Source organism: Meiothermus cerbereus, from assembly GCF_051297115.1.
In the GTDB taxonomy this organism is placed as follows: domain Bacteria; phylum Deinococcota; class Deinococci; order Deinococcales; family Thermaceae; genus Meiothermus; species Meiothermus cerbereus_A.
The window spans coordinates 1-15,137 of record NZ_JBEVAL010000035.1 but is presented as its reverse complement, the minus strand read 5'-3'; the positions used below and the strand labels follow the sequence as shown (position 1 = coordinate 15,137).

Annotated in this window: 17 protein-coding genes; 14 read left to right on the top strand and 3 right to left on the bottom strand. The window is 63.3% G+C overall.

The features are described 5' to 3' along the window. Nucleotides 1–38: 38 nt before the first annotated feature. From ABWU19_RS08815 to ABWU19_RS08770, 10 genes are all read left to right on the top strand, one after another. Nucleotides 39–1,175, top strand: a complete 1,137-nt coding sequence (locus tag ABWU19_RS08815; RefSeq protein ID WP_435901337.1) for a VLRF1 family aeRF1-type release factor — start codon at nt 39–41, stop codon at nt 1,173–1,175. A 208-nt stretch (nt 1,176–1,383) separates the two neighbouring features. Next, complete coding sequence (locus tag ABWU19_RS08810; protein ID WP_435901336.1) at nt 1,384–1,833, top strand: Hsp20/alpha crystallin family protein; 450 nt, start codon at nt 1,384–1,386, stop codon at nt 1,831–1,833. A 9-nt stretch (nt 1,834–1,842) separates the two neighbouring features. Then, nucleotides 1,843–2,199: a DUF4383 domain-containing protein gene (locus ABWU19_RS08805; protein ID WP_435901335.1), complete on the top strand. Its 357-nt coding sequence runs from the start codon at nt 1,843–1,845 to the stop codon at nt 2,197–2,199. Nucleotides 2,200–2,321: 122 nt separating this feature from the next. After that, entirely contained in the window at nt 2,322–2,789 is a 468-nt protein-coding gene (locus tag ABWU19_RS08800; RefSeq protein ID WP_435901334.1) for a GbsR/MarR family transcriptional regulator, read from the top strand. Nucleotides 2,790–2,801: 12 nt separating this feature from the next. Beyond that, complete coding sequence (locus ABWU19_RS08795; protein ID WP_435901333.1) at nt 2,802–4,028, top strand: ABC transporter permease; 1,227 nt, start codon at nt 2,802–2,804, stop codon at nt 4,026–4,028. Nucleotides 4,029–4,042: 14 nt separating this feature from the next. Then, nucleotides 4,043–4,774 carry an outer membrane lipoprotein-sorting protein gene (locus ABWU19_RS08790; RefSeq protein WP_435901332.1) on the top strand — a complete coding sequence of 244 codons (732 nt, stop codon included), beginning with the start codon at nt 4,043–4,045 and terminating at the stop codon, nt 4,772–4,774. Between the two features lie 22 nt (nt 4,775–4,796). Next, nucleotides 4,797–6,029 (top strand): ABC transporter permease, encoded by a 1,233-nt coding sequence (locus ABWU19_RS08785; protein ID WP_435901331.1) that lies wholly within the window; start codon nt 4,797–4,799, stop codon nt 6,027–6,029. Between the two features lie 13 nt (nt 6,030–6,042). Then, nucleotides 6,043–6,717, top strand: coding sequence for an ABC transporter ATP-binding protein (locus ABWU19_RS08780; protein ID WP_435901330.1), 675 nt, complete (start codon nt 6,043–6,045; stop codon nt 6,715–6,717). Then, nucleotides 6,698–7,648 (top strand): hypothetical protein, encoded by a 951-nt coding sequence (locus ABWU19_RS08775; protein ID WP_435901329.1) that lies wholly within the window; start codon nt 6,698–6,700, stop codon nt 7,646–7,648. Before ABWU19_RS08780 ends, ABWU19_RS08775 begins: the two co-directional genes overlap by 20 nt. 89 nt (nt 7,649–7,737) lie before the next feature. Next, nucleotides 7,738–8,397, top strand: a complete 660-nt coding sequence (locus ABWU19_RS08770; RefSeq protein ID WP_435901328.1) for a histidine phosphatase family protein — start codon at nt 7,738–7,740, stop codon at nt 8,395–8,397. Here ABWU19_RS08770 and ABWU19_RS08765 read toward each other — a convergent pair. Beyond that, nucleotides 8,356–10,503 carry an alpha-amylase family glycosyl hydrolase gene (locus ABWU19_RS08765; RefSeq protein WP_435901327.1) on the bottom strand — a complete coding sequence of 716 codons (2,148 nt, stop codon included), beginning with the start codon at nt 10,501–10,503 and terminating at the stop codon, nt 8,356–8,358. The genes ABWU19_RS08770 and ABWU19_RS08765 overlap by 42 nt on opposite strands. Nucleotides 10,504–10,575: 72 nt before the next feature. Here ABWU19_RS08765 and ABWU19_RS08760 point away from each other — a divergent pair, with 72 nt between their 5' ends. Continuing rightward, entirely contained in the window at nt 10,576–10,791 is a 216-nt protein-coding gene (locus ABWU19_RS08760) for a hypothetical protein (protein ID WP_435901326.1), read from the top strand. Nucleotides 10,792–10,795: 4 nt separating this feature from the next. Then, on the top strand, nt 10,796–11,179 hold the full coding sequence (locus tag ABWU19_RS08755; protein WP_435901325.1) for a DUF6036 family nucleotidyltransferase: 384 nt from the start codon (nt 10,796–10,798) through the stop codon (nt 11,177–11,179). Here ABWU19_RS08755 and ABWU19_RS08750 read toward each other — a convergent pair. After that, nucleotides 11,136–12,026, bottom strand: a complete 891-nt coding sequence (locus ABWU19_RS08750; RefSeq protein ID WP_435901324.1) for a DMT family transporter — start codon at nt 12,024–12,026, stop codon at nt 11,136–11,138. The genes ABWU19_RS08755 and ABWU19_RS08750 overlap by 44 nt on opposite strands. A gap of 9 nt (nt 12,027–12,035) precedes the next feature. After that, the gene (locus ABWU19_RS08745; RefSeq protein WP_435901323.1) at nt 12,036–12,290 is read right to left on the bottom strand and encodes a hypothetical protein; all 255 of its coding nucleotides are present in this window, start codon (nt 12,288–12,290) and stop codon (nt 12,036–12,038) included. A 52-nt stretch (nt 12,291–12,342) separates the two neighbouring features. Between ABWU19_RS08745 and glyA the strand changes: the two genes are divergently transcribed. Both glyA and gabT read left to right on the top strand, forming a co-directional pair. Next, nucleotides 12,343–13,575 carry a serine hydroxymethyltransferase gene (glyA, locus tag ABWU19_RS08740; RefSeq protein WP_435901322.1) on the top strand — a complete coding sequence of 411 codons (1,233 nt, stop codon included), beginning with the start codon at nt 12,343–12,345 and terminating at the stop codon, nt 13,573–13,575. Between the two features lie 142 nt (nt 13,576–13,717). Further along, nucleotides 13,718–15,022, top strand: a complete 1,305-nt coding sequence (gabT, locus tag ABWU19_RS08735) for a 4-aminobutyrate--2-oxoglutarate transaminase (protein WP_435901321.1) — start codon at nt 13,718–13,720, stop codon at nt 15,020–15,022. Nucleotides 15,023–15,137 lie beyond the last annotated feature (115 nt).

The window sequence follows — 15,137 nt, the reverse complement described above, 5'->3', positions numbered from 1 at the left end:
ACCTGCCCCAACCACACCCATCGAGTAAGGAGGTTGCTATGTTGACCCAGGAAGTCACCCGCTATATCCGCGAGTTCGTGGCCCCAAGGGTTGCACCGGTGTTGTCGCTGTATCTGGATGTCAACCCGGCCAACCCAGACAATCAGGGCAAGGCCTATCTGTTGCGGGCCCGCGAGGCCATCGCCGCCACCCAGACCCCGCCGGAGGTTGGCAAAAAAGTTCTGGAGGCGCTCGAGCGCAGCCTGCCCCAGGCCAAAAGCCGGGTGGTCTTTGCCGCAGAGGGTTGGATGGAAATCTACGACCTGCAGGTAGACCTGCCCCTCGTTCAGGGGGCCGAGGCCCGCTGGGGCGAGCCCTACCTGACCCCTATTCTGTACGTGCTCGACGAGTACGACCGGGTGGGGGTGGTCTATATTGATAGCGAAAAGTGGCGCATGTTCGAGGTATACCTGGGCGAGATTGAGGAGCTACCGGGGGCCTTCAGGGCCGTAGCCACCCAGGAGTGGAACCAGCTCACCCAGGACGGCTCGGGTCGGCGCTACACCCAGGGCGGCATCCACCGGGCCGCGGCCAACACCGACCGCTTCGAGCGTCGGCTCGATGCCTGGACGCACCGCTTCTACAAACGTCTGGCCGGGCTCCTGGAGCAGACCGTCAACGAGCGCAGCATACAACGGCTGGTGCTAATGGGCCCCAAAACCGACGTGGAGCTATTCAAAGAGCTCCTGCCCCGTAGGCTGCGCGAGCGGGTGATGGCCACCCTGCCCTCCCTGCCCACCCCAGGCGCCCAGGCCGGCGAGGTGCTAAAGTTGGTGCAGGAGGTGCTGGAACCCCTCCAGCGCGAACGGGAAAACAAGCTCCTGGACGAGCTGGCCGAACGGGGGGTGGCCGGGCTGGACCAGACCCTCGAGCTCTTGCAGCAAGGTGGGCTACACCTGCTGGTGGCCCCCTGGAACCCCCAGGGCAAGGTTTACCGCGCCCCGGATGGCTGGGTGGGGGGCAGCATGGAGGGGGCGGTGGCCCACGGGGCCGGGCGCATCGAGGATGTCGACCTCAAGCAGGTGCTGCCCGAGCTGGCCGCCGCCTATGGAACCCGGCTCGAGTTCGTGCGGGGGCCTGCCGAGGAACGCCTGCACAAAGCCTTTGGTGGTCTGGCCGGTCTGCCTCGCTGGTAATGCTTTGGTAACGGGCCTGGGTTAGCTTTTAGGTGCTGAGGCAATCAGGTTCCATAAAGTCCTGCTGCTCAAAACTAAATAAGCCCGTGTCTGATGAGGAAAACCTCTGGGTTTCGGGCCCGGTGGCAGCTCGAGGCACCAGAGGGTAGGCCCAAGCCCCTGTCCGGCGTGCCGCCACCCACGCCAAAAACTCCAAGGAGGTAGGTGTATGTTGGCTCGTTTCGACCCTTGGCGTGAAATGGATAACATGCGGAGGGAAATCGAGCGCCTGTTTGACGAAAGCCTGTTCCGTCGTGAGTTTCCGTTCCTCGATAAAGAGGTAGCGGCCATGCCGCTCGACATCTACGAAGAGGGCAACAACCTCGTGGTTAAAGCCTCGATTCCCGGCCTCAAACCCGACGACATCAAGATTGAGGTTCGTGGCGACGTGCTGCGGATCTACGGCGAGGCCAAAAAGGAGGAAGAGAAAAAAGAGCGCAACTACCACCTGCGCGAACACCGCTACACCCGCTTTGAGCGCTCGGTAACGCTACCCAGCGAGGTGCTGACGGATAAGGCCGAGGCGGTCTTTGAAAACGGGGTGCTCACCCTTACCCTGCCCAAGAGCGAGGTCGCCAAAGCCAAGGCCATCCCGATCAAGATCCCCGCGAAGGTATAGGGAGGAAATATGACGGCACAAAGAATTGACCTCTTCATGGGCTTGGTGTTTGCCCTGCTGGCGGTATTGGGGCTGTTTTTCGCTCCAAATGGGCTGATTCTGGGGCTTATTCCAAGCAATACCAGCCTGGCCATCGTGTACCTGATTACCGCGGTAGCCTTGCTGTACGGCTATTTTACCGGTGATCGGCTGGCCCACATGATGGCTGCTGTGATTGGTCTGGTCTATGCTGCCCTGGCCATCATCGGGTTCTTCAGCAGCAGCTTCCTGGGCCTGCCCACCGGCGGCTGGAACACCGTGGTGAACCTGATTGCTGCCGTGGTACTGATCTACGACTGGCTGGGCACACCCAGAACCGCTACCTGAGCCAGCAAGGCATCCGAAACGGGGCGAAACCAAGCTCGCCCCGTTTGTTTTTTGCTAGAAATCACACTGTATTCATTTTGTTCAGTATTTACTAAACTTACAAAATCTAATAAACTTTAAGCATGTCCGACAGCCTGCACCAGTTCGTGGAGGAGTTTGCCCTGGCCTATGAAGCTGCTGGCATTCCCCGCACAGCGGGGCGCATTCTGGGCTGGCTAATGGTCTGCGACCCACCCGAGCAAACCGCCTCGCAGCTGATGGAGGCCCTAGGAACCAGCAAGGCCTCCGTCAGCACCATGACCCGGCTCCTGGTGCAGATGCATCTGATTGAGCGGGTGCCCAGGCGGGGCTCGAGGCAAGACTACTTCCGCATCCGGCCAGGCACCTGGAGCGAGCGGGTCAAAAACGGCCTGGCCGGTCTGAGCCTGTACAAAAGCCTGGCCGAGAAAGGGTTGCGGCTCCTGGAAAACGCCCCACCCGAGCGCAGCGAACGGCTGCAGGAGATGCGGGAGCTATACGCTTTTTTTGAAGAGGAACTGCAGGGGCTGTTTGAGCGCTACGAACGCAAGAAGCGTAAGCGAAAAGGCTGAGCGGAGGCACAAATGCTTAAAAGCTCGAGCACACTACCCAGGCTGGCTTGGCGCAACCTCTGGCGGCATCGGCGGCGCACCCTGCTGCTGATGCTGGTAGTCGCCTATGCCACCCTCACCATCGTCTTGTTCTGGGGCATCAACGATGGGTTTATTCAGTCCATCCTGTACGGAAACGCGCGCTACCTGGGTGCGCCGGTACTCATCACCACGCCCGCATATTTTCAGGACCCCGACCCCGAACAGGGGTTGCCCAGCCTGGGTTTTTTATCTCAGGTAGAGGCCCAGCCGGGGGTGCGGGCTGCGGCCCCACGTCTGGAGTTTCCCGGCCTGGTTCGCTCTGCCTACACCGCCGAAGCAGTGCGGGTTCGGGGTGTCGAGCCGGCCCTCGAGGCCAGGGTAAGCCACATCCCCAGCGCCATTGCCCAAGGTCGCATGCTGGAGAAGCCGGGCGAGGTGGTGCTGGGGCAACAACTGGCCGAGCGCCTGGATGTGCGGCTGGGTGAACGGGTGGTACTCGACACCTCGGCGCTGGCTGGGCCGCAGGCCCTGGGGTTGCAGGTGGTGGGGCTGGTGAGGTCGGGGGTGGCCCCTGTGGATCGCGGTGCGGTGCTGGTGCACCTGGGCGACGCCCGTCGGCTTACCGGGCTTGCAACCGCCACAGCCGTGGCCCTGGATGTGCCGCGCGGGCAGGAGTCTCGCCTGGCCCAGGCCCTCAACCTCGAGCTACCCCCCGGCCTGCGGGCCTACGACCTCAGCCAGTTGCTGGGTGGCCTGGCCGAGGCCCTGCAAACCCGGCAAGGCTCGGTATTTTTGATTGGGTTGCTGTTTTCGCTGTTTGCCGCGCTGGCCGTAACCAGCACGGTGCTGGTAAGCGTGCTCGAGCGCACCCGCGAGTTCGGCATCATGGAGGCCATCGGAATGAGCCCTCAGCGCCTGGCCCAGATGGTCACGCTCGAAACGGTTCTAGCCACTGCCCTCGGCTGGGGGGCGGGGCTGGTACTGGGCTATGCCCTTAACTACTGGATGGCTGTCCAGAACGTGCTAGGGCCCGTCTTTGCCAGCTATGGCGCCGCCTGGGAAATCCTGGGCACCGGCAGCGAAATCTACACAGCCCAAAGCCCCTGGTATGCCCTTTTTGCAGCCATAACCATCGTGCTGGCTGCGCTTTTTTCGATCCTGATTCCGGCCCGGCGGGTGCTGGCGCTCAACCCCGCCGAGGCCATGCGAACAGAGTAGTCCGGAGGAACCCCATGAACCTACGACTTTTGCTGCTCTTGGGCCTGCTCTGCCTGGGGCCTGCGGGCGCAGCCACCGACCCCCAGGCCGTGCTCAAGGCCATTCTGGACAACCAGCGCGGGGGAAGCCTGCGGGCAACCCTGACCCTGAGCATAACCCGCCCAGACCGCCAGACCCAGTTTGTGCTCGAGGTGGTCTCGGACGGCAACGAACGGGCCATCATCTGGGTCAAGGCCCCGCCCAGAGAAGCCGGGCAGGCTTTTTTGCGGGTAGGGGACAACATTCAGCTTTACAACCCCAGCCTCAAGCGGGTGCTGCGGCTCCCCCCCAGCGGGCGCAGCGACAGCTTCCTGGGCTCCGACCTTTCCTATAGCGACCTGGCCGGGCGCGACCTCGAGCAAGACTTCACCCCGCGAGTCGAGGCCGAAAGCGATAGCAGCATCACCCTGGAACTCATCCCCAAACCCCAGGCCCCCACCCCCTACGGCAAGCTGGTGTTGCTGGCCAGCAAACCCGGCTTTGTCCCGCGCGAGGTGCGCTACTACGACCAGCGCGGCCAGGCGGTGCGAAAAATAACCTTTGCCCAGTTTGTCCAGGTGGGTGGGCAGAGCTTCCCCACCCAGACCACCGTGGAGGATTTGCTGCGTCCAGGCCACCGCACCCAGGTGGTTTACAGCCACTACCGCTTTGGAATTGCTGTACCCGAAAGCTGCTTCTCGGTGCGGGCGCTGGAGGCCGGCTGCTAGCCCAGCGGAGATGAGGATGCCCATGTTCAATCTCTTTAGCCTTTCCTGGCGCAACATCTGGCGACACCGCGGGCGCAGCCTGATGACGGCAGGGGCGGTAGGCCTGGCCGTGTTTTTCACCCTGCTATATCTGAGCTTTCTGGGGGCCATGGAAAATGGTATCTACAACAACCTTACCAGCTCCGTGGGGCACCTGCAGGTGCGGGTGGAAGGCTACCGCGAAAAGCGTGAGTTCCGCGACCTGCTCATTCCGGGTGCAGCCCAGGTAGAAAGCCGGCTTGCCACCCAGACGCAGGCCCAGCGGGTGGTGGCCCTGGAAATTCCTGCCCTGGTAGCAGGCGAGACCCGCTCCCGAGGGGTCTTGTTGATTGGCGACCGGCGTCCCCCTCCGCTGCGCGAACGCTTCATAAAGCAACACCTGGTCGAAGGGGATTTGCCACAGGAGGGCGACCTCGAGGGCATTGCCCTGGGAGAGGCGCTGGCCAGGGCCCTCAAGGTAGGGCTGGGCCAGCCGGTGTATGTGTATGCGCCGGGGACGGAAGGACGGGGGGCCGGGGTCTACAAACTGGTGGGGCTGCTGCGCTTCTCCGACCCCGCCGCCGAAGCCCGCAGCGCTTACCTCTCGCTGGCCGCCGCCCAGGAGCTGGCCGCACCCGGCAGCGCTACCCGCATCGAGCTGCACTTTCCTTTTACCCGCTACGCCCAGGATGCCCAGCTTGGCGTCCTGCAACCGCTGCTGGCCCAGAGCCTGGGGCCTGGCCTGAGCCTGGAAAGCTGGAAGGAGGCCAGTCCGGCCATCGCGCAGGTGTTCAACCTGCTAACCCCCCTGGTTCTGATTTTCGCTGCTATTTTTTTCGGGCTGGCGGGGCTTCTGGTGCTCAACACCATCTACCTGGGCCTGCTCGAGCGCACCCGCGAGCTGGGGGTGATTGTGGCCCTGGGCGCCGGGCCTGCCCAGGTCACCCGCATGGTCGTGCTGGAAAGCCTGTTGCTCTGCCTGAGCGGGGCCCTGGTGGGTGCGGCACTGGGCCTATTTACGCTGGCGGCCCTGTCCGAGGGCCTTTCGCTAAAGGCGCTGTTTGGCGAGGCGATCGGGGCCTTTGGCTTGCCCGAGGTGCTTTATTTGAGCCTGCGCACCCAGGATGCGCTGGTTACCGTGGTCTACACCCTGGCCACCGGCCTGCTGGCAGCCTGGTGGCCGGCCAGGGTAGCGGCCCGGCTCGAGCCCGTCGAGGCCATGCGTTTTACGGCTTAAACAGAGGTGAGGCATGAAGCCCGTTTTACAAGTCAATAGTCTGAGCAAAATCTACCGGGTCGGCTCCATCGAGACCCCCGCCTTGCGGGGGGTGAACCTGTCGGTGCATTCGGGAGAATTTGTCGCGCTGGCCGGGCCCTCCGGCAGTGGCAAGAGCACCCTGCTGCACCTGATGGGCGGCCTGGACAAACCCACCGCCGGCGAGGTCTGGCTGGACGGTGTCCGCATAGATGGGTTCTCCAAAGCCCGACTGGCCCATTTGCGGCTATGGAACCTGGGTTTTGTCTTTCAGGCCTACAACCTTATCCCGGTGCTCACAGCCCTGGAGAACGCAGCCTTCGTGCTCGAGTTGCGGGGCGAACCCCGGGAAACCCGCGAGGCCAAAGCCCTGCAGGCGCTGGAAACCCTGGGCATCAAAGACTTCGCCCATCGCCGCCCCAACCAGCTCTCGGGAGGGCAGCAGCAGCGGGTGGCGGTGGCCCGTGCCCTGGCCGCCCAGCCCAAAATCATCCTGGCCGACGAGCCCACCGCCAACCTCGACTCCAAAACCGGCCTGGCCCTCATCGAGCACCTGCGAACCCTCAACCGCGAGCAGGGCATCACCTTTGTCTTCAGCACCCACGACCCCCGGCTCTTGGAGCGGGTGGATCGGATTGTGCGCCTCGAGGATGGGCAAGTTGCGGCCTGACCGCATCTGGCTGGTTGGGCTGGGGCTGTGGGCCATGCTAAGTTGCTCTCAGCCTGTGCACGCCCAAAACCTGGAGACCCGGCTCGAGCTTCGCTTCTCCACCGCCTTCGCCCTCAGCCACCCGCCGGGTGCAAGCTGGGGCCTGGGCGCCCAGCTCGAGGCCCGCTACGACCTGAACCCCTGGCGCTTCCAACTGGTGCTGAACCCAGGGGTGAGCTTTTCCCACAGGCCCACCACCGATGCCGGCCTGAGCGAGCTGTACCTGCTGTACCGCGAGGGCGCGCTGGACCTAAGCGCGGGGCTCGAGCGGCTGCCCCTGGAGGTGGCCCGCCTGAGCCTGCCCTATAGCCTCGAGGCCGTTAGTCTGCTGGGCAACCGGCTGGGCCGCTGGGGGGCCAGGGTTGGCTGGAACCCCCAGGAAACCCGGCTGCGCCTGGCGCTGCTGGAGGATACAGGCCGGCTGCTGCCGGTGCTGAGCCTGCGGCGGGAGTTTGGCAACTTCGAGCTCGAGGCCCACGCCCTCTACCCCACCCGCTGGGTGCTGGGCCTGGGCGGCAGCGGTACTGTGGCAGGGCTGGTGGTGTACGGGGAAGGCTGGCTCTTGCTAAAGCCCCTCGAGGCCCGCTACGCGCTGGGCCTGAGCGGCAGCCTGGGCGAGGGTTTTTGGACGCTCGAGGGGGGCTATGCCACCACCCTGCCGCTACTGCCTGCGAGCCATTTTCTGGCGGGGCAGTGGATCATTCCACAGGGGGAGGAGGCCAGTTGGAGCCTGACCGCTTACCTCCTGCTTTCCAATCCCTGGCAGTTTCAGCTAGGCAGCGGCTACCGCTACAACCTAGCCGAGCATGAGCTAAACGCCAGCCTGGCAGCCCACTTCAGTTCTCAATCCTGGAGACTACTGCTCACTCTGAGCATCCGGGCTTTTCAGTAGAGCACCCTGCACAATCATTGGGCCGCACACCAACTTGATTGCCGTGTCCTGCACAGCACAGTGGCCCCAGTTTTGGTAGCCTGTCTTCCATGAGTCGGATTCTGGTCACGTTATTGCGGCATGGCCGTTCCCTGGCCGACGACCTGCGCGTCCACGAAGGCCGTTTCGATGCCCCCCTCACCGAGGTGGGCCGGGCCCAGGCTCAGCTGCGCCTGGAGGAGTTTCGAGCAAAGGGCCTGCGTTTTGACCGAATCATCTCCAGCCCCCTCCAGCGGGCCAGAGCCGTAGCAGAGCTGATGAGCGAAGGGCTAGAGGTGCCGCTGGAGCTAGACCCCGACTGGATGGAGCAGGACAACGGAAAAATTGCTGGACTTTCCTATGAGGAAGGCGATCGGCTCTTCCCCCAGCCCGCTTTTCGCAACCCCTACACCAGACCGTTCGATGGCACCGGTGAAAGCGAGTGGGAAACCTACTGCCGCGCCGCTCGAGCCGTACAAAATCTGGTGAACCGGGGGGCGGGGTCGTACCTGGTGGTGGCCCACGGGAAAATTCTCAACTGCGCGCTCTGGTCCATCTTCGGGATTCCCCCGCTGGGCAGTACGGGGGGCCTGCGGTTTTCCTTTGCCGACCTGGGCTACGCGGTACTGGAATACCGGCCTCAGCAACACCTCTGGTACTTAGACAAGTTCGAAATGGGCTTCAACACCTTAGCGAACCCGCTCGAGGTAGCGCCACCCCAGCCCGGCTAGGCGCACCTGCCCCTGGTAGAGCTGCCCCGCCACCACGTCGCGCCACTGGCCCGCGGGCAGCGGCAAAGAGAGGGCCTCGCTGCTGTTGTTGAAGGCCGCCAGCACCTCCCCCACCCCCGGCTCACCGCGCAGGAAGGCCATAAGGGCCCCCTCGCCCAGGTAGGTGCGGAACAGCGGGCTCTGGAAAGCCTTGAGCTGGCCCTTCAGGCGGCCCAGCAAGCGGTAGTGCTGGAGCACCTCGGCGCGACACCTATCCCACTGAAGGGGGTAGCGGTACAGCTCGTTTACCGGCCACTGCCCCCGCTCGCCGGTAAACCCGCACTCCTCGCCCTGGAACACCACCGAGGCCCCCGGCAGGGCATAGAGCATAGCCGAGGCCAGCCGCAGCCGGGCCAGGGCCTCCGGGCCTGGGGTATCGCGCAGGCCACCCCCGCCCAGCTCGGTCAGGACACGCGGGGTGTCGTGGGAGCCAATCAGGTTAAAGCCCATCGCGGCTACGGCCTCGGGATAGGTGGCGTAGACCCGGGCCAGCTCGCCCAACACGCGCCGCCCGTTCTGCAAGGGCCCACCCCGCGCAAATCCCAGAATGCCCCCAAAGGCCGGCGGCGACCCCCCGCGCCCCAGGGTGTAGTTCATCAGCGAGTCGAACTGGTCGCCCTGGAGGTACTCCGGGCGCAGATCCCAGACCTCCCCCACCAGGTACACCTCGGGCTTCAGGGCCTTGAGCTCGGCCCGCCATTTCTGCACAAACTCGGTGGAGATCTCGTTGGCCACATCCACCCGGATGCCATCGAAGCCAAAGTTGAGCCAGAACCTGGAGACCCGGATCAAATAGTCCTGCACCTCGGGGTTGGCGGTGTTGAGCTTGGGCAGGCTGCCCAGGTTGGCCCAGCCCACATACGCGCGGCCATCGCCAGGGGTAAAGGGCCACTGGCGGATGAAGTACCAGTTCCAGTAGCGCGACTCGCGGCCCTTTTTCACCACGTCCTGGAAGGCCCAGTGCCCCAGGCCGGTGTGGTTGGGCACAAAGTCGAAGATGACCCGGATGCCCTGGCGCCGGGCCTCGCTCAGCAGACGCTTGAGGAGGGCGTTGTCGCCCAGGCGGGGGGCCACCCGCACGTAGTCGTGGGTGTCGTAGCCGTGGGCCGAGCCCGCGTCGAAGAGGGGGTTGAAGTAAATCAGGTTCACCCCCAGCGCGCGCAGGTGGGGCAGGCGCTCTAGCACCCCGGCCAGGTCGCCGCCGTAGTACTGCTGGCAGCAGTGGTAGTCGCCGGGGGGGTCGGTCCAGCGCGAGAGGTAGGGGGGTTTTCCGCTCCAGGTTTTATCGAAACGGGCCTGGGAGGTCTCCAGGGCCAGGCGGTCGTTGCGGGGGTCGCCGTTCCAGAAGCGGTCGGGGAAAATCTGGTACCCCACCCGCCCCGCCACCCAGTCCACCGCGCTAAAGCGCTGGGCCGGAACCTGGTAGGGGCCAAAGGTCTGCGCTTTGCCTTCCTGGTCTACCGCAAGGAGGCGGTACTGCTGCACGCCCAGCGGCAGGGTGCCCCGCCACATGGCCCCCTCGGGCGTGCTCAGTTGCAACAGCATGGGGTAGGGCCGGTCGGCCAGCAAGGTGGCGGAGCGCACTTCTTCGCTTGTCCAGAAGCGCACCGAAAGCTGCCCGGCCACCTGCGAGAGGAAGCGGGGGTTGGCGGGGTCGTGCTCGAGCAGGGCTTTTTCCGGCTCGGCTGGAGCTTCAGCAGTCCGGCCCACCTCGCGCACCGCATTCTTGCCACCCTGGCCGTCGTCCACGCAGCCCTCGGCCTCGGCGTCTAGCTGCGGCGTGCCAAAGGTCTCGTCCTCGCACATGTCTTTGGGCCACTGCCCATTGACCACAAACTTGTACTGCACCGGGCCCGGCGGCAGTTCTAGCGTTACCTGCCAGACCCCTTCCTCGGTTTTCTGCATGGGCAGCTCGGCCCAGTTGTTAAAGCTGCCCCGCAGGCTTACCGAGCGCACCTCGAGGCCATAGGGGGGGTCGTAGGTGAAGGTAACCGCCACCTTTTGTTGGGCCCACGAGAAGCCCATAAGCAGCAGCAACAGCCATATCCAATGCTTGAGTCCTTGCACGTCAAACCTCCGCTTGCACCCAGACTACACAACCTTAGAGAGCAACCCGCAAACATGAGTAGAATAAGACCTATGAGGGCGAGCGTTTCCCATGACCGCAGAGAGGAAACCCTAGAGGCCAAGGTCCGCTGGTTCCGTTCCCTGACGCTCGAGGAGCGGATGGACTACCTGGTGATGATGACCGATCTCATCCTGCAAAATAATCCCGGCGCACTTGCCAAGGCGGCCCAAGACAATGTTGAATCTCCTCAAAAACGTATTCGCATCGTTGAACGCCCACGACGTTAGGTATGTGGTCATCGGTGGAATCGCCGCGGTTTTGTATGGCGTTCCCAGGGCCACCTTCGACCTCGACCTACTGATACAGGCAACGCCGGAAAATGCGGCAAAACTGTTGGATGCCCTATATGAAGCCGAGATTTCTTCCGCTGCCCTCGTCTCCCCAGAAGAAATACTGAGCAACGACATCACCGTTTTCAAAGACCGCATCCGCATTGACGTACAAACCCACACACCGGGCCTGCACTTTGATACCGCCTGGGAGCGCAAAACCACCATGACCTATCAAGGCCAAAGGTTTTACGTGGTATCACTCGACGATCTGGTCGCTTCCAAAATTGCTGCTGGGCGGCCTAAAGACCTCGAGGACGTTCAGGCCTTGCAGTCGGACGAATAGGTGAAGCGCCAGTCTGCGGCCTGAGCACCATCCACACCACCCCCGCCAGCACCAGCCCGGCCCCCAGGTAGCCCAGCAGGCTGAAGCGCTCGCCCCACCACAGCCAGGCCGCCAAAGCCGCCACCACCGGCTCTATGGTCGCCACCACCGAGGCCCGGGTGGCCTCGAGGCGCCTGAGTCCGGCAAAGTACAGCGTCACGGCAAAAAAGGTGGAGGCCACCGTCAAAAAAGCGATGGCAGCCCAGGCCTCGGCATTTTTGGGGACAAAATCCACAAAAGGCAGAAGCCCCAGCGCCCCCACCGGAAGCGCATACAAAAACACCGTAGGGGTGGCGTATTTGCTCAAATAAAGCTTGCCAAACAGGTAGTAGGTGGCATAGGTCAGGGCCGAGAGCAGGCCCCAGAACACCGCCGCCAGCGTCACCCGGGCCCCACCCCCTTGCAGGCTCACCAGGGCCACCCCCAGCAGGGTCAGCCCCACCGCCAAAAGCTTATGGGCGTCCATGGGCTCACGCAAAAACAGCCAGGAGAGCAGGGCCACCAGGGCCGGGGCGGTGTAGAGCAGCACCGCGGCCAGGGCTGCGCCCCCGCTCTCGATGGCAAGCTGGTAGGCCCCATAAAAAAGCGAGATGCCCACCAGGCCAAAGCCCAGCACCGCCCCAGCATCGGCGCGCTCGAGGCGAACTTTTTGTATTAAAGCGGCCTGTGCGCCAAACAACACCGCACCCAAAGCCGCCCGCCAGAAGGCCACCTCGAGCGGGCCCACCCCCTGCTCAAAGGCGAATCGGGAGACCACCCCCAGAAGCCCCCACAGACAGGCGGCGGCCAGCACATAAAGGTAGCCCACCAAGGCGGTTTACTCGGCGGCACTGCCTGAGCGACGGGCCATCCAGCTCCAGACCAGGCCCAGACCCAAAAACAGGCCCGAGCCAAACACCACCAGGTAGGTAATCCAGAGGCGGGGGTTCACGTTATAAAAATCGCGGCTGCGCTGGGCCGTAAGGGCCACCAGGTAGTCGCGGATGGTGATGAAATTCATCGTGGCCAGGATAATGGCTACCAACAGCAGAACCAGCCCCAGAATTAAGGAGATGCGACCCAAAACGCTCATGGCCTAAGTTTACCGGATTTGGCGAGGGATTTGATATTGCTATACTTGGAGAATGACCAAGGCGCCCGAAACTCTCCCCCGCGACGAGCTGGTCTTCGACCTGATCCGCCAGGAAGAAGAGCGCCAGCGAAATGGTTTGGAACTCATCGCCTCGGAAAACTTCACCTCGGCCCAGGTGCGCGAAGCGGTGGGCAGCGTGCTCACCAACAAGTACGCCGAGGGCTACCCCGGCAAGCGCTGGTACGGCGGCTGTGAGATTGTAGACCAGGTTGAAACCCTGGCCATCGAGCGGGCCAAACAGCTTTTTGGGGCGGCCTGGGCCAACGTACAGCCCCACTCTGGCTCTAGCGCCAACATTGCGGTCTACGCCGCCCTGCTCAAACCCGGCGACACCGTCTTGGGCATGGATCTGTCGCACGGCGGCCACCTCACCCACGGCTCCCCGGTCAACTTTTCGGGCATCAACTACAGGTTTATTGGCTACAAGGTGCGCCAGGAAGACGAACTGCTGCACATGGAGGACGTGCGGGCCCTGGCCCTGGAGCACAAGCCCAGAATGATCATCTGCGGGGCCAGCGCCTACAGCCGCATCCTCGACTTTAAGGCCTTCCGCGAGATTGCCGACGAGGTCGGGGCCTACCTGATGGCCGACATCGCCCACATTGCAGGGCTGGTAGCAGCAGGTCTGCACCCCTCGCCCCTACCTTATGCCCACGTGGTCACCTCGACCACCCACAAGACCCTGCGGGGGCCGCGCGCGGGCCTGATTTTGTCCAATGACCTCGAGGTGGCCGCCATCCTGGACCGCTCCATCTTCCCCGGAACCCAGGGCGGCCCTTTGGAGCACGTTATCGCCGGTAAAGCGGTGGCTTTCTGGGAGGCTTTGCAGCCCTCCTTCAAAACCTACTCGGCCCAGGTCATCAAAAACGCCCAAACCCTGGCCGCGGAGATGCAAAAGCGCGGCTATCGCATCGTTTCGGGCGGCACCGACAACCACCTCTTCGTGGTAGACCTGCGCCCGCAGGGCCTCAACGGCAGCAAGGCCACCCGGCTCTTAGATGCCGTCCACATCACCATCTCCAAGAGCACCCTGCCCTACGACAGCGAAAAAATCATCCACGGGGGCGGCATTCGTATCGGCACACCGGCCATCACCACCCGCGGCATGACCGAAGAGCACATGCCCCTCATCGCCGAGTTTATTGACCGGGCCCTGAAAGGCGATAACCCCGAAACGCTCAAGGCCGAGGTAAAAGCCTTTGCCTCGCAGTTTCCGCTCCCTTAGCCACACCTCGAGCCATCGAGCTGGCTCGAGGTGGGTCTTTAGCGAAACTTGCCTTTGCTGAAAACCAAGCCAGGGCTATTGCAAGGGGTACACAAGCAACCCCAAGCGGGATACACTCGAGGTCGGACTATCGGAGGAACCCATGATTCAAACCCCTTCCAAAAACCAGGCCCTGATCGAACGGCGGCACAAGGTTGTCCCCAGAGGCGTTTCGCAGGTACACCCCATCGTGATAGAGCGCGCCGAAGGGGGGAAAATCTGGGACGTAGACGGCAAGGAGTACCTGGACTGGTTCGGTGGCATTGGGGTGCTCAACGTGGGGCACAACCACCCCAAAGTGGTAGCAGCCGTGGAAAAACAACTGCGCCGCTACCTGCACACCTGCTTTCCCGGGGTGGCCTACGAGCCCTACATCGAGCTGGCCGAGCGAATCACAGCCACCGCGCCCATTGGCGGCGAGAAAAAGGCTTTCTTTATCAACACCGGGGTGGAAGCCACCGAGAACGCCATCAAGATTGCCCGGGCCTATACCAACCGGCCTGGGGTGATTGCCTTCCGCGGTAGCTTCCACGGGCGCACCCTGATGGGCATGACCCTCACCGGCAAGTCCAACCCCTACCGCCAGAACTTTGGCCCCTTTGCCCCCGAGGTCTACCACGCCCCCTACCCCAGCGAGTACCACGGGGTGGACACCCGCAAGGCCCTGGAGGGGCTGCACGAGGTCTTCGATACCCAGATCCAGCCCGAGCGGGTGGCCGCCATCATCATCGAGCCACAGCTGGGCGAAGGCGGCTTCACTCCGGCCCCCAAACCCTTCCTCAAAGCCCTGCGCAGCCTCACCCAGAAGCACGGTATCGTCTTCATTGACGACGAGGTGCAGACCGGCATTGGCCGCACCGGCAAGTTCTGGGCCATCGAGCACGCCGAAGTGGAGCCCGACCTGATCTGCTTTGCCAAGAGCATCGGCGGCGGGATGCCCATCGGCGGGGTGCTGGGCAAGGCCGAGATCATGGACGCCCCCCTGGTGGGCGGACTGGGCAGCACCTTCGGCGGCAACCCCCTCTCGTGTGCGGCAGCGCTGGCGGTGCTGGACATCTTCGAAGAGGAAAACCTGCTGGAAAAAGCCCAGAAGCTGGGGGAGGTTCTGCACGAGGGGTTCCGCCAGATTCAAGCCCGCTTCCCCCAAACCGTGGGCGATGTGCGCGGCTTGGGGCCCATGATCGCTATGGAGCTGGTCAAAGACCCCAGCTCCAAAAGCCCCGACCCCCAGCTCGCCAACCGCCTGCTGGAGATTGCCCGCGAGAAGGGTCTGCTGCTCTTCAAGGCCGGCATGCACGCCAACGTGATCCGCTGCCTGGTGCCGCTGGTGGTGAGCGAAGAGGAAGCCCGCAAGGGCCTGGCCATTCTGGAAGCGAGCCTCGAGCAAGCCCTGGGCGAAGCCAGTTAGTCCTGTTGGCCAAGCAAGCCTACTATACTGCGGTATAGTAGGCCTTTTTTCTTTTTCCAGAAAGCAGGCTTTTATCATATACATCCACTAAGCCAGCGATAGAGGGGCATGGGAT

Excerpts from the sequence above, each read along its gene's own strand:
- ABWU19_RS08815 (WP_435901337.1), top strand. The coding sequence starts at position 39 with ATGTTGACCCAGGAAGTCACCCGCTATATCCGCGAGTTCGTGGCCCCA.
- ABWU19_RS08810 (WP_435901336.1), top strand. The coding sequence starts at position 1,384 with ATGTTGGCTCGTTTCGACCCTTGGCGTGAAATGGATAACATGCGGAGG.
- ABWU19_RS08805 (WP_435901335.1), top strand. The coding sequence starts at position 1,843 with ATGACGGCACAAAGAATTGACCTCTTCATGGGCTTGGTGTTTGCCCTG.
- ABWU19_RS08800 (WP_435901334.1), top strand. The coding sequence starts at position 2,322 with ATGTCCGACAGCCTGCACCAGTTCGTGGAGGAGTTTGCCCTGGCCTAT.
- ABWU19_RS08795 (WP_435901333.1), top strand. The coding sequence starts at position 2,802 with ATGCTTAAAAGCTCGAGCACACTACCCAGGCTGGCTTGGCGCAACCTC.
- ABWU19_RS08790 (WP_435901332.1), top strand. The coding sequence starts at position 4,043 with ATGAACCTACGACTTTTGCTGCTCTTGGGCCTGCTCTGCCTGGGGCCT.
- ABWU19_RS08785 (WP_435901331.1), top strand. The coding sequence starts at position 4,797 with ATGTTCAATCTCTTTAGCCTTTCCTGGCGCAACATCTGGCGACACCGC.
- ABWU19_RS08780 (WP_435901330.1), top strand. The coding sequence starts at position 6,043 with ATGAAGCCCGTTTTACAAGTCAATAGTCTGAGCAAAATCTACCGGGTC.
- ABWU19_RS08775 (WP_435901329.1), top strand. The coding sequence starts at position 6,698 with ATGGGCAAGTTGCGGCCTGACCGCATCTGGCTGGTTGGGCTGGGGCTG.
- ABWU19_RS08770 (WP_435901328.1), top strand. The coding sequence starts at position 7,738 with ATGAGTCGGATTCTGGTCACGTTATTGCGGCATGGCCGTTCCCTGGCC.
- ABWU19_RS08760 (WP_435901326.1), top strand. The coding sequence starts at position 10,576 with ATGAGGGCGAGCGTTTCCCATGACCGCAGAGAGGAAACCCTAGAGGCC.
- ABWU19_RS08745 (WP_435901323.1), bottom strand. The coding sequence starts at position 12,290 with ATGAGCGTTTTGGGTCGCATCTCCTTAATTCTGGGGCTGGTTCTGCTG.
- glyA (WP_435901322.1), top strand. The coding sequence starts at position 12,343 with ATGACCAAGGCGCCCGAAACTCTCCCCCGCGACGAGCTGGTCTTCGAC.
- gabT (WP_435901321.1), top strand. The coding sequence starts at position 13,718 with ATGATTCAAACCCCTTCCAAAAACCAGGCCCTGATCGAACGGCGGCAC.